Genomic DNA, 13,857 nt, shown 5'->3' with positions numbered 1-13,857 from the left:
GCTGTGTTCTGTCAGATGCATCAGGGGTTTCTTGCGTCATATTACATAAGTTCAGAAATTGGCTTGCGAAAATCTTGCCCATGGGCGTGCCTTTGCAGAGTCTGTGACCGAAAAATACCGGCTTTGCGGTGAATGCGTCTTGTCAGGGACTGGGGTCTGGGGGCAGTTTGAAACTTGTGCAGCGTCTGGTTGAGTGGCTCTTGCGGGCCGTCGCGGATGGACGCGCGGGATTGAGCAGGAGAGAGGCGTGAGCCGGAGCAACGGAAAAACCGGGCCGATCCGGGCGCTGGGGGCGATGTCGGGGACCTCGCTGGACGGTGTGGATGCCGCTGTGGTCGAAACCGACGGGCAGCGGATTTTTGGCTTTGGCGAGAGCCGCTATCGCGCCTATTCCGAGGCCGAGCGCGCGGTTCTGCGGGCGGCGTTGGGCCAGTGGCACGGGGCTGAGGTTGAGGCGGCGGGTGAATTGGTGACGCTGGCCCATGCCGAGGCGCTGGCCGAGTTTGAAGAGGTCGACATGATCGGCTTTCACGGCCAGACCTTGGCGCATGAGCCGCGCGGACGCGGGACGTTGCAGGTGGGCGATGGGATCGGCCTGTCGCAGGCCTTGGGTCTGCCGGTTGTCTGGGATTTCCGCAGCGACGACGTGGCTTTGGGCGGAGAGGGCGCGCCGCTTGCGCCGTTCTTTCATTTCGCCTGTGCCAAGTGGATTGGCGCGGATGAACCGCTGTGTTTTCTGAATCTGGGCGGGGTGGGTAATCTGACCTATGTGGACCCTGTCTTTGACGGGCCCGAAGCGCCGGGGGCGTTGCTGGCTTTTGACACCGGGCCCGCGAATGCGCCGGTGGATGATCTGATGCAGGCGCGGCTGGGTCTGCCGATGGACCGGGACGGGGCGCTGGCGCGCGGCGGGACGGTCGAGACCGGCGCGCTGGAGCTGTTTCTGGCCGAGCCGTTTTTCAACCGGATGCCGCCGAAATCCCTGGACCGCAATGATTTTGCCGAGATGATCGGGTTGGTGCAGGAACTGAGCGATGCGGATGCGGTGGCGACCCTGACGGGCATGTGTGCGGCGGGTGTGGTGCAAGGGATGGAGCATTGCCCCAAGCCGCCCGCGCGTCTGCTGGTCACCGGCGGAGGGCGGCGCAATCCGGTGTTGATGGAGATGCTGCGGGTCGCGCTGGACTGCCCGGTGGAGCCTGTCGAGGCTGTGGGTCTGGATGGCGACATGCTGGAGGCGCAGGCCTTTGCCTATCTCGCCGTGCGGGTGGCGCGGGGGATGCCGACCTCGTGCCCCGGAACAACCGGGGTTGGTGCGCTTGTTGGGGGCGGGGTTGTGTCGTCTCCGACGCGGGAGGTTGCGGCGCGCGGGTAGGGGGCTCTGCCCCCGTCGCTGCGCGACTCCCCCGGGATATTTTTGGCCAGATGAAGAGTGGATCTAATCTCTCAGTGTTCGGGCGTAGTCGGTCGCGAACTCGGTATAGCTGTTTGACACGGATTTCAGATGGGCTTGAGTCCATTGGTGGAAGACTGGCAGCTGGTGGAACGGCACGTTTGGAAAGGCGTGGTGTTCTGCGTGATAGGGCATGTTCCAGGCGATGAACCGGATCAAACGGTTGGTGAAGGTGGTGCGGGAGTTTTCCAGCATATTCGCCACAGGCGGGCAGAGGCCGTGCTCGGCCAGGAGATAGAGGCGCAGGACGGGTTGACCGATCAGGGCCGGCAGAAGCCAGAGCCAGAAGAGGATCGGCGTGAAGAACAGGCTGAGTGCGCAGAGGGCGTAAAGAGCGATGAGCAGGCGGGCCTCGGTTCTGATCGCGCGGTGCTGGCGGGATGGCAGGTAGGCGGCATCGATCCGCCCGGTGGCGTTCTGGAACAGGACCCGCGCCATGGCGATCCAATAGGGGCCGCCGCTGAGGTAGAGCATCAGGCTGGGCCAATTGTCAGGGCGGGGTTTGCCCGCCAGTTCCGGGTCTCTTTCCGGGTGGTTGGTCCATTTGTGGTGGGCCATGTGGAAGTAGCGGAACCATGTAAACGGCAGAGCGATGGGGATCGAGGCCATGTGCCCGACGGTCTCGTTGATCCAGCACGTGCGGAATGGTGTTTTATGGGTGCACTCGTGGCTGAGGGTGAAGAGGAAGACCAGCAGGATGCCTTGTGGGACCAGCAGAACTGGCCACAGCGGGATTTGCAGCAGAATGCCTGACGACGTGAGGCAAAGCGCAGCGAGGTAGAGCGCAAGATGCGTCAGTCCGGCGCGGTTGGACCGTTGTTGGAGCTGGGATTTTGTCTGTGCAGGCAAGGTGGCTATGAGGCTGCGGTGGTCCATCTGGTCAGCTTCTGGGGATGTCGAAATCTGCGGCAGCAAGGGTGAAGCCGCTGAATTCGAAACCCGGCGAGACAGCGCAGCTGACCAGTGTGTAATCCCCGGTGGTGCGGGCGGCCTGCCAGTGATCTTCGGGCACGATCACCTGCGGTGCGCCATGGGTCAGGTCCGGGCTCAGCAGGTGATCGCTTGCCGGTCCGTGATCGGTCGCACTCAGCGACAGGATGAGCGGAGCACCGGCGTGGTAGAGCCAGATCTCGGTCGCATCGACACGGTGCCAGTGGCTGCTTTCGCCCTTGGCCAGCAAGAAATAGATGCAGGTGCCGGTGGCGCGGCCTGCGTTATCGGCGCGCCAGGTTTCGCGGAACCAGCCGCCTTCGGGGTGGCGCTGCAGGTTTAGGTGGTCGATGATCTCTTGCGCGGTCATGGCGGTCCCTTTGGGGTTTGCCGTGATTATGCACGCACGGGCGCGATCCGCTATGGCAATTGCGCCTCAAGGTCATATGTTTGCCGCATGACACTGACGATCCCCTTCGACAACAGTTATGCCCGGTTGCCCGACACCTTCTTTGCGCGGCAGGCGCCGGTTCCGGTGCGTGCGCCGCGTCTGGTGGCCTTCAACGCGGATCTGGCGCGGTTGCTCAGGATCACTCCGGGCGAGGTTGAAGAGATGGCAGAGACCTTTGCGGGCAACGCGGTGCCCGAGGGGGCGCAGCCGTTGGCGCAGCTGTATTCCGGGCATCAGTTTGGGACCTACAATCCTCAGTTGGGGGATGGCCGGGCCGTGCTTTTGGGCGAAACTGTAGGTGAGGATGGTGTTCGCCGTGACATTCAGTTGAAAGGCTCGGGGCCGACGCCGTTTTCGCGGCGGGGCGACGGCCGGGCCTGGTTGGGTCCGGTGTTGCGGGAATATATCGTGTCCGAGGCGATGCACGCGCTGGGTATTCCGACCACGCGGGCGCTTGCCGCGGTCGAGACCGGAGAGCGTGTGTTGCGCGAGGGGCCGATGCCCGGTGCCGTGCTGACGCGCGTGGCACAGAGCCACCTGCGGGTTGGCTCGTTTCAGGTTTTTGCAGCACGCGGGCAATTAGACAACCTCAAGCGGTTAACGGATTATGCGATCCAGCGGCATTATCCCGATGCCGAGGGACCTATGGGGCTGTTGCGCGCCGTGCGCGATGCGCAGGCCCGACTGATTGCGCAATGGATGAGCGTGGGGTTCATTCACGGGGTGATGAATACCGACAATTGCTCAATCGCGGGGGAGACGATTGATTATGGGCCTTGTGCGTTCATGGACAGTTACCACCCCAATACGGTCTACAGCTCGATTGATCGGATGGGGCGCTATGCCTATGCCAACCAACCCGACATTGCGGTGTGGAATCTGGCGCAGCTGGCGACTGCGCTGATCCAGCAATATGAGGACAAAGAGGCAGCCGTTGAAGAGGCGACCGAGATTGTGCACGCCATGCCGGATCTGATGCAGGCAGAGTGGCTGCGGCGATTCCGGGCCAAGATCGGATTGGTGCAGGCAGAGGATGGAGATCTTGAGATGATCTCGGACCTGTTGACGCGGATGGCGCAAAACGCTGCTGACTTTACCAACACCTTCTGGGCGCTGGGCGATCAGGGCGCGCGCGATCAGTTCACCGATCCGGCGGCGTATGATCAATGGGCCGAAGGCTGGCGGGCGCGGGTGCAGCGCGAAGAGGATCCGGCGCAGGTGATGGCGGCGGCCAACCCGGCGTTTATTCCGCGAAATCATCGGGTTGAGCAGATGATCGAAGCGGCGGTGCGGGGGGATTACACCCCGTTTCAGCGCCTGAGCGTCGTGCTGTCCCGGCCTTTTGAGGATCAGCCGGATGCCGTCGATCTGATGCGACCTCCGGCTGAAAGCGAAGTTGTTCAGGCGACGTTCTGCGGGACGTGATCCTGCCCGGCCGGGCTGTCAAGACAGCCTAAGCCGGGCGAGCCGGCGGCGCGCTGTCCGCGCCGACACGGCGAACCCTACCGATAGCAGGTTGTCTGGCCGCGGCCTTGTTCTAGCGGTGCGAATGTGGCGATGCTGGTTCGACCGTCCGAAAGCTCTCCTTGCGCTTCGATGGGGACAAGGAAATACCCTTTCTGAATTCTCTCGGTCCGGTATGTGCCCGTCACCATGTTCGAGCAGACGAAATCACCCGATATGCGTCGCGATGGTCCTGCCGAAAACTCGCCAGAGCAGACAAAATCATCCGCTTGTAGGCAGAACTCGCCTCTGGTCGAGCTTCTGCTGAACCAAGCGACGCCTTCGAACGGTGTGCCGTCTGAAAGCTTTCCGGAGATATTGTTGTAATGGCCCGAGTAGGGGACTGTTACTATTCTTCTGTCGCTCTGATCTGGGGTGCCGCATGCTGCGATCATCAGCGTACCCGCACACAGGGCCGCAAGGGTGCGATAAGTCTTCTTCATCAATAAGTTCCGGAATTGGTCGCTTTTTGGTCAAGCTGTTTCAATGGGTCGTGATTGGAGGCTAGGTGAGTTGTATTCGACAGCCAAGTCAAAACCGATGGTTGTGCGAGCCGTGTGCCAATTCTGTCACCAGCGCATTTTCCTGTATGACAGCTTTGCCCCAGTTGTGTAGGTTCGGGTCGTGATGAACATGCCCAGTACCCTGCGCCTTGCCAGCTATAACATCCAGAAATGCGTGGGGCTTGATTTCCGTCGGCAACCGCAGCGGATCATGCAGGTCATCGACAGTATGCAAGCCGATATCGTTGTGCTGCAGGAGGCGGACAAACGTCTGCCGCCGCGACCTGCCGCGCTGCCGCATTTCATGCTGGATGAGGCCGGTTGGCAAATCGTCGATCTGGGCGGGGCGGGCAGTTTGGGCTGGCACGGCAACGCCGTGATTTGGCGCGGCGATCATATCTCGGTCCGGCAGACGGGGCATCACGATTTGCCCGGGTTTGAACCTCGGGGGGCTGTGCGAGTCGAGTTTGATACTCAGATCGGCCCGTTGCGCGTGCTGGGGATGCATCTGGGGCTGCTGTCTGCGTCGCGTCGTCAGCAGATCACGCATATCCGGCGCTGTGATTCTGATCTCGACCAGATGCCCACTGTCTGGGCCGGGGATTTTAATGAATGGTCGCGCCAGCCGGTGCTGGATCATCTGGCCCCCGACATGCGGTTCCTGCCACCTGTGCCAAGCTTTCCCGCCGCTCAGCCCCTTGGTGCTTTGGACAGAATCGCGCTGGGGCAAGGGCTTGAGGCGACGTTGCACGGGGTGCATGACACGCGACCTGCGCATATCGCCTCGGATCACCTGCCGGTCTGGGCAGACCTACGCCGTGCGGCCTGAGGCAAAATCGTCGGTGGCGCCGCGCGCGCAGACATATTAAGAGGGAAATCCGAAGAGTTCCGGGGGTCACCATGTCCGACACCATTATCGCCCGTTGCGAGGCCAAGGGCCTGCGGATGACCGGTCAACGCCGGATCATCGCTCAGGTCTTGCAGCAAAGCGCCGATCACCCGGATGTGGAAGAACTCTATGCCCGTGCCTCGGCCGAGGATTCCGGTATTTCGATTGCCACGGTCTATCGCACAGTGAAGCTGTTCGAAGAGGCGGGTATTCTGGAGCGCTTGGAATTCGGCGATGGTCGGGCCCGCTACGAGGATGCCGAGCGCGATCACCATGATCATCTGATCGACATGCAGTCGGGCGAGGTGATCGAGTTTGTCGATCCCGAGATTGAGGCGTTGCAGGAAAAGATTGCCGCCAAACTCGGCTACAGGCTGAAAGGCCACCGGCTTGAGCTGTACGGCGTACCGCTCGACAAGGACTGACCTATCACGAAACGCGATCGCTGCGCGCACGGGAATTCATCAAAGAGGTCGCAATAAGACTTGCGGCGTCGCGCCTGTTACGGCTTTGCTGGTTGCAGGCCAGCCGGAATGCGGCCCAACCCAACGGAAGCACCGATGAATAATGTAAACGGCATCCTGCTGCTTGTCGGATCGATGGCGGCTTTTGCGATTGAGGATATGTTCATCAAGCACTTGTCGGCCACAGTGCCGACGGGACAGATTCTGATTGCGCTGGGCATTGTCTGCGGTCTCGCCTTTGCTCTTTTGTCCGTGGTGACGCGCAAACGCATCTTTGAACCTGCCGCGTGGGGCCCCTTACCGCTGGCACGCGCCGCGTCCGAGGGGCTGGGTGCCGTGTTGTTCGTGACTGCGCTGTCTTTGATTGACCTGTCCACTGTGGCTGCGGTGTTTCAGGCACTGCCGCTGGCTGTGACCATGGGAGCTGCATTGTTTCTGGGTGAAAACGTGGGCTGGCGTCGCTGGAGCGCGATTGGCGTTGGTTTTTTGGGTGTGCTCATGATCATCCGACCGGGCCTTGAGGGTTTTCAACCTGAAACCCTGCTTGTCGTCGCCACGGTCTTTCTGATTGCCGCGCGCGACTTGATCACGCGCAAACTGGATGCGCGCGTGGCCTCCAGCGTGGTTGCGATGCAGGCTTACATCGCCGCGATCCTCGCCGGAGCCATTCTGATGATTTCCACCGGCCAGCCGTTGATTCCGGTGCAGAGCACCCAGGTCGGGCCCTATCTGGCCGCAGTGGTTTTCAGCATGCTGGGATATTATGGCATCGTCGCGGCGATGCGCGTGGGTGAGGCATCTGCCATGATGCCGTTTCGTTACACGCGTCTGGTGTTTTCGATGATTGCGGGCATGCTGATGTTCAATGAACGCCCAGATCTGATGACCTTGGCAGGGGCAACACTGATCATTGGATCGGGGCTGTATACCTTTGTCCGCGAGCGCCGGTTGGTGCGGCAGATGGCCGTCGCCTGATCCTTGCGCGTAAAAACTGTGGGAAGATTGGGGTCAAACGCGCAAGTTATCCATGTTAGCGATAACGGGCCTGGTTTACTTTTCGCTGGTTGCTGCTATGACGCGATCAACTGAATGCAGCCACAGGGACGCGCCTCATGAGCACGATCATCGACATCCACGCACGCGAAATTCTGGACAGCCGGGGGAACCCGACAGTCGAGGTGGACGTGATTCTGGAAGACGGCACCATGGGCCGCGCCGCCGTGCCTTCGGGTGCGTCGACCGGTGCCTACGAGGCGGTAGAAAAGCGCGACGGCGATAAATCCCGCTATATGGGCAAAGGCGTGCTGGAGGCAGTCGCCGCCGTCAACGGAGAGATCGCCGAGGAACTGGTGGGCTTCGACGCGACCGAGCAGGTGGCGATTGATCAGGCGATGATCGAACTGGACGGGACCGAGAACAAGGGCCGTCTGGGCGCAAACGCGATTCTGGGTGTCTCGCTGGCCACCGCGAAGGCGGCGGCGGATTTCACCACGCAACCTTTGTATCGCTATGTCGGCGGCACTTCTGCCCGTGTGCTGCCTGTTCCGATGATGAACATCATCAATGGCGGCGAACACGCCGACAACCCGATCGACATTCAGGAATTCATGATCATGCCGACCTCGGCCAGCAATATCCGCGAGGCGGTGCGCATGGGATCCGAGGTGTTTCACACGCTGAAGAAAGAGCTGTCGGCGGCGGGTCTTGCCACCGGTGTGGGCGATGAGGGCGGCTTTGCACCTAATATCGCCAGCACCCGTGAGGCGCTGGATTTCATCCTAAAGTCCATTGAAAAGGCGGGTTACAAACCGGGCGAGGAAATCCACCTCGCCTTGGATTGCGCGGCGACCGAGTATTACAAAGATGGCAAATACGTCTTCGCGGGCGAGGGCACGACCCTGACTTCAGAGGAAAATGCGGCCTATCTGGCGGCATTGGTTGCAGATTACCCGATCATCTCGATCGAAGACGGCATGTCCGAGGATGACTGGGACGGCTGGAAAGCGCTGACCGATCTGCTGGGCGACAAGGTGCAACTGGTGGGCGACGATCTGTTCGTGACCAACCCCGCGCGTCTGGCCGAGGGGATCGAGCGCGGCTGCGCGAACTCGATGTTGGTCAAGGTGAACCAGATCGGGTCGCTGACTGAAACCCTGCGCGCCGTCGATATGGCTCATCGGGCGCGCTATACCAACGTGATGTCTCACCGCTCGGGCGAGACCGAGGACGCCACGATTGCCGATCTGGCGGTGGCGACGAACTGTGGTCAGATCAAAACCGGCTCGCTGGCGCGCTCGGACCGGTTGGCCAAATACAATCAGCTGATCCGCATCGAGGAATCGCTCGGCGAGGTCGCAGAATACGCGGGCGCATCGATCCTGAAGCGCTGAACACCGCTCTTGGTTCAGGACTGATATGGCCCCGGCTTAACAGCCGGGGCTATTTTTTTGCTTTGTCCTGGCCTCGAACGGACTAAGCTGGCTGGAACGGGGCACGGTGTGGCGCAGGGGAAGGGAAGCATCATGGTTAAAGTCAAACTCGTCACTAGCGCTGCTGTGCTGTTCATATTGCCCCAGGTCGCATTAGCGGATCATCCGCCGTCCGCTGTCTGTCAGAAGATGATCGAAACCGATCCAACAGGGCAGATCACGATGGAAGAATGCCTGTGCACCTATAACGTCGCGGACACGGTTCTGGATGACGATATCAAGGCGCTGCTGTTCCAATCCTGGTACACGGGCGAGAATGTGACGGATCAGTTGAAGGCGTTACCGGAGCCCAAACGCGTGCAGAGGCAGTTCAAGACGATGGAGCGGACCTTCAAAAAGAACTGCCTTTGAGTTGCGCGAAAAGACGACATAAAAATCGTTATGTGTGAACTTGTTCCTATTGCCGTAACGTAAACCCCCTTAATCTGCCTGCATTGCAGAAAGGGGGACATCATGTCTGCTTCGAAAGTTTTTCTTGTTGTTTCAGTGCTTTGCACCACTGTTCTGGCCGCGTGCTCGGAACCTGGGACCTATCCGATCTCTGGGATGGAGGTCTCGCAAAACGATCCGGTGAAGGACATGCCTCATCCGGGCGTCATTTTCCGGGGCGAGTCGCGTTAAAGCGCTTTGCTCATCAGCATATAACGGTCTCGCGGTCTGAAGCCTGAGCGCAGATAGAGTTTCTGCGCGGTCTCGTTGCTGCGGTCGACTTCCAGATGCAGGGCAGTCAGCCCGGCCTCGGCCAGCGCCTTTGGCAGGTCCTGCAGCACTTCGGATGCGATGCCGCGGCCCCGGACTGCGGGGCGGATGTAGATTTCGTCGACGAAGGCGTCCATGCCGCCGAACTCGACCGACCAGCCGAATGTCAGGATGACATAACCCAGCGGCGCGCGGCCCGGCCCAATCAGATACACGCACCCATGCGGTATGCCGTCCAGCAATGGGGTGAGCGCGTTGCGGCGTTTCTCGTCATCCTGAGCGATGCCGGATTCGGAATGAAACGCCGCAACCAGCGCCATCAGGCGGTCCAGATCGTCCGGGCGCGCAAGGCGGAGAGCGGCGGTCATAGGCGGGCCAGCCTTTCTGTGAGCAGGTCAAAGAAACCCTGAGCGTCGACGTCGCCCATGAACATGGCATTGGGGGCGCGGTCCGTGACCCGCCACCAGTCGGCGACGGTCATGCCCAGCGTCAGTTCGGACTGGGTTTCGATCTCGACATTGATGTGACGGCCCGAGAACAGGTCCGGCTGGATCAGATAGGCGGTGACGCAGGGATCGTGCAAGGGAGCCCCTTCAGAGCCGTATTTCTCTTTGTCGAACCGTTCAAAGAAGTCGGTCATCTCGGCAACCGCATGGCCCACCTTGCTGTCCAGCGCGCGGAAGGCATCGTTGCGGTGCGGCGTGACCAGCGCGTCATGGGTGACGTCCAGTGGCATTACCACGATGGGAGCGCCGGATTTGAACACAATATCAGCGGCTTCGGGGTCGACATAGATGTTGAATTCCGCTGCCGGAGTGATGTTTCCGACCTCGAAATAGGCCCCGCCCATGAGCACGATCTCCCGCACCCGTTCGATGATATCGGGCGCCTTTTGGAACGCTGTAGCGATATTTGTCAGCGGCCCCAGCGGGCAGAGGGTCACTGTGCCGGCTTCATGCGACCGCAGTGTGTCGATGATGAAATCAACTGCATGACCTTCGGCCAGTTTCATCTGCGGATCGGGCAAAACGGGGCCGTCGAGCCCGGTTTTGCCATGCACATGCTCGGCCGTGACAAGGGGACGGTTCAGGGGGCGGTCGCATCCGGCATAGACGGGAATATCCGTGTGGCCTGCCAGTTCGCAGACGATGCGGGCATTTTTGGCCGTCAGTTCCAGCGGTACGTTTCCGGCGACGGCGGTGATGCCCAACACCTCGATCTCTTCGGGGCTGGCAAGGGCCAGCAGAATAGCGACGGCGTCGTCCTGACCGGGGTCGGTGTCGATGATGATCTTGCGGGGCATTGGGGGTCTCCCGGAGGGGGTGTGAGGGCCGGACACTCGCAAGTGCTGCGCGACTTGTCTAGTTGAATTACACGTCAGCGGAGGCGTCCACCGGCGGGAGTTTGCCATTGGCGCGGTGCTCCTCAAGCTTCACCTCATCCCAAAGTGCATCCATCTCGGCCAGATCGCTTTGGCTGGGCGTTTTGCCGCGTTCTGCCAGCCGGGCTTCGACCTTCTCAAAGCGGCGGGTGAACTTGGCGTTGGTGCGGCGCAGGGCGGCCTCGGGTTCGATCCCCAGATGGCGACCGAGGTTGACCATCACAAACAGCAGATCGCCGAATTCGTCCTCAAGCGCGTCAGCATCCTTGGCGTTTCGCGCCTCTTCCAGTTCGGCGGCTTCCTCGGTGATCTTGGCGAGCACATGGCTGGCGTCGGGCCAGTCAAACCCCACGCGTGCGGCGCGTTTTTGCAGTTTATGGGCGCGCAGCAGGGCGGGCAGGTTGGCTGCTACTCCGTCCAGCGCGCCTTTCTGTTCCTTGCCCGCGCGTTCGGCGGCTTTGATCGTTTCCCAGTCCAGTGTCTGCTGTTCGGCCGACTTGTCACGGGATTCGTCACCGAATACGTGCGGGTGACGGGCGACCATCTTGTCGGACATGGTGCGGACCACGTCTTGGAACGTGAAATGCCCATATTCTTCAGCCATTTGCGCGTGGAAGACCGATTGGAACAGCAGGTCGCCGAGCTCGCCCTTTAACTCGTCATAGGCCTCGCGTTCGATGGCGTCGGCGACTTCGTAGGCTTCCTCGATCGTATAGGGGGCGATGGTGGCGAAATCCTGTTCGATGTCCCACGGGCAGCCGGTTTGCGGGTCGCGCAGGCGGCGCATGATTTCCAGCAGACGTTCAATACCCGCGTCGGTGTCGTGGATCAGAGGATTTTCGGCCATTGCGAACCCTTTCGTTCCGGTGTCAGATGCATCCATCCCGCAGTCCCGATCAGGAGTCCACCCCAGATGCCCGTCGTCAACCGAATTGCCGATTACGCCGCCGATATGGCCGCATGGCGCCAGCACCTGCATACGATCCCCGAGCTGGAGTTCGAATGCTATGAGACCGCTGCCTTTGTGGCCGAACGTTTGCGCGAATTCGGGGTGGATGAACTGCACGAAGGTATCGCCAAGACGGGCATGGTGGCGATCATCAACGGGCAGGCGGACGGCCCAACCATCGGCCTGCGCGCGGATATGGACGCGCTGCCGATCACCGAGGAGACGGGGGTGCCTTATGCCTCAACCAACCCCGGCAAGATGCACGCCTGCGGCCATGACGGCCATACCACGATGCTGCTGGGGGCTGCGCGCTATCTGGCCGAGACACGGAATTTCGCGGGCCGCGTGGCGCTGATCTTCCAACCTGCCGAGGAAGAGGGCGGCGGTGCGGGTGTGATGGTCGAGGAAGGGATCATGGAGCGGTTCGATATCTCTCAGGTCTATGGCATCCACAACGACCCCGGGAACCCCGAGGGCGCGTTTTACACAACGCCCGGGCCGATCATGGCGGCGGTGGATACGTTCGAGATTCATATTCAGGGGGTTGGCGGCCATGGGGCCATGCCGCATCAGACCAAAGACCCGGTGATGGCGGCCTGCGGGATTGCGCAGGCGATCCAGACGATTGTCAGTCGCAACCACTATGCGGTCGAGGATCTGGTGGTCTCGGTCACGCAGATCCATGCCGGGACCGTGAACAACGTGATCCCGGATACTGCTTATCTGAACGGTACGGTCCGCACCTTTGATCCGGCGGTGCAGAAGATGGTGATGGAGCGGATGGAGCAGATCGTGGCAGGGCAGGCGGCCTCTTACGGGGTTGAGGCGCGGCTGGACTATCAGGTGGGCTATCCGGCCACGATCAACGACGCCGAGAAGGCGGCGTTCGCGGCGGATGTCGCGCGCGACGTGTCCGGCGCAGAGCGTGTGGTTGATGATATGGGCCGCGATATGGGGGCCGAGGATTTCTCGTACATGCTGCAGGCCCGCCCCGGTGCGTATCTGTTCATGGGGCAGGGTGAGGGCGCGGGGCTGCACCATCCGAAATACAACTTCAATGACGATGTCGCGCCGGTTGGCGCCTCCTTCTTTGCGCGGATCGTCGAAAAGGCGCAGCCCCTGGGCTGATAAGGAAAAGACATGGCACTGGAAGATTCAAAGAACTACGTCGACGAGGCGTTCACCAACCCCGAGTTGAAGGGTGTCTCGTATGAAAACACCTTTGGCGGCGCAATGTCGTTCCTGCGGCGCCTTTATACCAAGGACTTGACGGGCGCAGATATCGCGGTAACCGGTATTCCGTTCGATCAGGCGGTGACCAACCGCCCCGGTACCCGTCTTGGCCCCCGCGCGATCCGCGAGGCCAGCGCGCTGCAATCACCCGATGAACCCTACGGTTGGCCGTTCAAGGCGCTGAATGAGCTGGCAGTGGTCGACTATGGCGATCTGGCTTATGACTATGCCAATATCCCGGCCTTTCCCGACACGTTGACCGATCACATCCGCACCATTCTGAAGGCCAATGTCGCCTCGGTCGCGCTGGGAGGGGATCACTATATCAGCTTCCCGATCCTCAAGGCTTATGCCGAGAAATACGGGCCGATGTCGTTGCTGCAATTCGATGCGCATACGGATACGTGGGCTGATGACGATATGTCCCGCGTGGATCACGGGACGATGTTCTACAAGGCGGTGAAATCGGGGATCGTGGACCCGAAACGATCCGTGCAGGTCGGGATACGCACCACCAACGAAGATACGCTGGGCGTCAACATCATCGACGCACGTGAGGTGTATGAATCCGGCCCTGCCGCCGTGGCCCAGAAGATCAAGGGCATCCTCGGCGACAGCCCTGTGTACCTGAGTTTTGACATTGACGGTCTGGACCCCGCCTTTGCCCCCGGCACCGGGACGCCGGTCTGGGGTGGGCTGAGTTCCATTCAGGCGCAGATCATCCTGCGCGACATTGCCGGGATCAATATCAAGGGCGGCGACGTGGTCGAGGTTTCTCCGCCCTACGACACTTCGGGCGCGACGGCGATCGCGGGGGCCCATGTGGCGACGCAGATCATTTGCCTGTTGGGTTGGAACAAGCTGGTGAAGCCTTAACCTTTGGTTAGGCATAACTCCGGTATGTGCTGGGTGG

16 protein-coding genes are annotated in these 13,857 nt (G+C 60.9%); 10 read left to right on the top strand and 6 right to left on the bottom strand.

What is annotated here, in order from left to right:
- Window positions 1–247: 247 nt before the first annotated feature.
- On the top strand, window positions 248–1,375 hold the full coding sequence (locus tag ACR3EN_RS16145) for an anhydro-N-acetylmuramic acid kinase (RefSeq protein WP_480819749.1): 1,128 nt from the start codon (window positions 248–250) through the stop codon (window positions 1,373–1,375).
- Window positions 1,376–1,438: 63 nt separating this feature from the next.
- Here ACR3EN_RS16145 and ACR3EN_RS16140 read toward each other — a convergent pair whose 3' ends face one another.
- Window positions 1,439–2,329, bottom strand: a complete 891-nt coding sequence (locus ACR3EN_RS16140; RefSeq protein WP_480819750.1) for a fatty acid desaturase — start codon at window positions 2,327–2,329, stop codon at window positions 1,439–1,441.
- 4 nt (window positions 2,330–2,333) lie between these two features.
- The gene (locus ACR3EN_RS16135; protein WP_480819751.1) at window positions 2,334–2,753 is read right to left on the bottom strand and encodes a cupin domain-containing protein; all 420 of its coding nucleotides are present in this window, start codon (window positions 2,751–2,753) and stop codon (window positions 2,334–2,336) included.
- A gap of 87 nt (window positions 2,754–2,840) precedes the next feature.
- On the opposite strand from ACR3EN_RS16135, the gene ACR3EN_RS16130 reads away from it, so the two are divergent.
- Window positions 2,841–4,259 carry a protein adenylyltransferase SelO gene (locus tag ACR3EN_RS16130; RefSeq protein WP_480819752.1) on the top strand — a complete coding sequence of 473 codons (1,419 nt, stop codon included), beginning with the start codon at window positions 2,841–2,843 and terminating at the stop codon, window positions 4,257–4,259.
- Window positions 4,260–4,336: 77 nt separating this feature from the next.
- Here ACR3EN_RS16130 and ACR3EN_RS16125 read toward each other — a convergent pair whose 3' ends face one another.
- Entirely contained in the window at window positions 4,337–4,780 is a 444-nt protein-coding gene (locus tag ACR3EN_RS16125; RefSeq protein WP_480819753.1) for a hypothetical protein, read from the bottom strand.
- A 190-nt stretch (window positions 4,781–4,970) separates the two neighbouring features.
- Between ACR3EN_RS16125 and ACR3EN_RS16120 the strand changes: the two genes are divergently transcribed.
- The 6 genes from ACR3EN_RS16120 (at window position 4,971) to ACR3EN_RS16095 (ending at window position 9,303) form a co-directional block, all read left to right on the top strand.
- The gene (locus ACR3EN_RS16120; RefSeq protein ID WP_480843617.1) at window positions 4,971–5,669 is read left to right on the top strand and encodes an endonuclease/exonuclease/phosphatase family protein; all 699 of its coding nucleotides are present in this window, start codon (window positions 4,971–4,973) and stop codon (window positions 5,667–5,669) included.
- Window positions 5,670–5,740: 71 nt separating this feature from the next.
- Entirely contained in the window at window positions 5,741–6,154 is a 414-nt protein-coding gene (locus ACR3EN_RS16115; RefSeq protein ID WP_480819755.1) for a Fur family transcriptional regulator, read from the top strand.
- 135 nt (window positions 6,155–6,289) lie between these two features.
- Entirely contained in the window at window positions 6,290–7,168 is an 879-nt protein-coding gene (locus ACR3EN_RS16110) for a DMT family transporter (RefSeq protein ID WP_480819756.1), read from the top strand.
- A gap of 137 nt (window positions 7,169–7,305) precedes the next feature.
- The gene (gene eno, locus ACR3EN_RS16105; protein WP_480819757.1) at window positions 7,306–8,583 is read left to right on the top strand and encodes a phosphopyruvate hydratase; all 1,278 of its coding nucleotides are present in this window, start codon (window positions 7,306–7,308) and stop codon (window positions 8,581–8,583) included.
- Window positions 8,584–8,715: 132 nt separating this feature from the next.
- Window positions 8,716–9,033, top strand: coding sequence for a hypothetical protein (locus ACR3EN_RS16100; protein ID WP_480819758.1), 318 nt, complete (start codon window positions 8,716–8,718; stop codon window positions 9,031–9,033).
- A 102-nt stretch (window positions 9,034–9,135) separates the two neighbouring features.
- Window positions 9,136–9,303 carry a hypothetical protein gene (locus ACR3EN_RS16095; RefSeq protein WP_480819759.1) on the top strand — a complete coding sequence of 56 codons (168 nt, stop codon included), beginning with the start codon at window positions 9,136–9,138 and terminating at the stop codon, window positions 9,301–9,303.
- Here the strand turns inward: ACR3EN_RS16095 and ACR3EN_RS16090 are convergent.
- From ACR3EN_RS16090 to mazG, 3 genes are all read right to left on the bottom strand, one after another.
- Window positions 9,300–9,749 carry a GNAT family N-acetyltransferase gene (locus tag ACR3EN_RS16090; RefSeq protein ID WP_480819760.1) on the bottom strand — a complete coding sequence of 150 codons (450 nt, stop codon included), beginning with the start codon at window positions 9,747–9,749 and terminating at the stop codon, window positions 9,300–9,302. The two genes, ACR3EN_RS16095 and ACR3EN_RS16090, sit on opposite strands and share 4 nt — an antisense overlap.
- Window positions 9,746–10,684, bottom strand: coding sequence for a nucleoside hydrolase (locus ACR3EN_RS16085; protein ID WP_480819761.1), 939 nt, complete (start codon window positions 10,682–10,684; stop codon window positions 9,746–9,748). Before ACR3EN_RS16085 ends, ACR3EN_RS16090 begins: the two co-directional genes overlap by 4 nt.
- A gap of 67 nt (window positions 10,685–10,751) precedes the next feature.
- Window positions 10,752–11,609 carry a nucleoside triphosphate pyrophosphohydrolase gene (mazG, locus tag ACR3EN_RS16080; RefSeq protein WP_480820074.1) on the bottom strand — a complete coding sequence of 286 codons (858 nt, stop codon included), beginning with the start codon at window positions 11,607–11,609 and terminating at the stop codon, window positions 10,752–10,754.
- A 66-nt stretch (window positions 11,610–11,675) separates the two neighbouring features.
- Here mazG and ACR3EN_RS16075 point away from each other — a divergent pair, with 66 nt between their 5' ends.
- Window positions 11,676–12,839 (top strand): M20 aminoacylase family protein, encoded by a 1,164-nt coding sequence (locus ACR3EN_RS16075; protein WP_480819762.1) that lies wholly within the window; start codon window positions 11,676–11,678, stop codon window positions 12,837–12,839.
- A gap of 12 nt (window positions 12,840–12,851) precedes the next feature.
- Entirely contained in the window at window positions 12,852–13,820 is a 969-nt protein-coding gene (gene speB / locus ACR3EN_RS16070; protein ID WP_480819763.1) for an agmatinase, read from the top strand.
- The last annotated feature ends 37 nt before the right edge of the window (window positions 13,821–13,857 follow it).

This window comes from Ruegeria sp. G7 (genome assembly GCF_056535465.1).
This window is presented reverse-complemented; position numbering and strand designations above follow the sequence as displayed.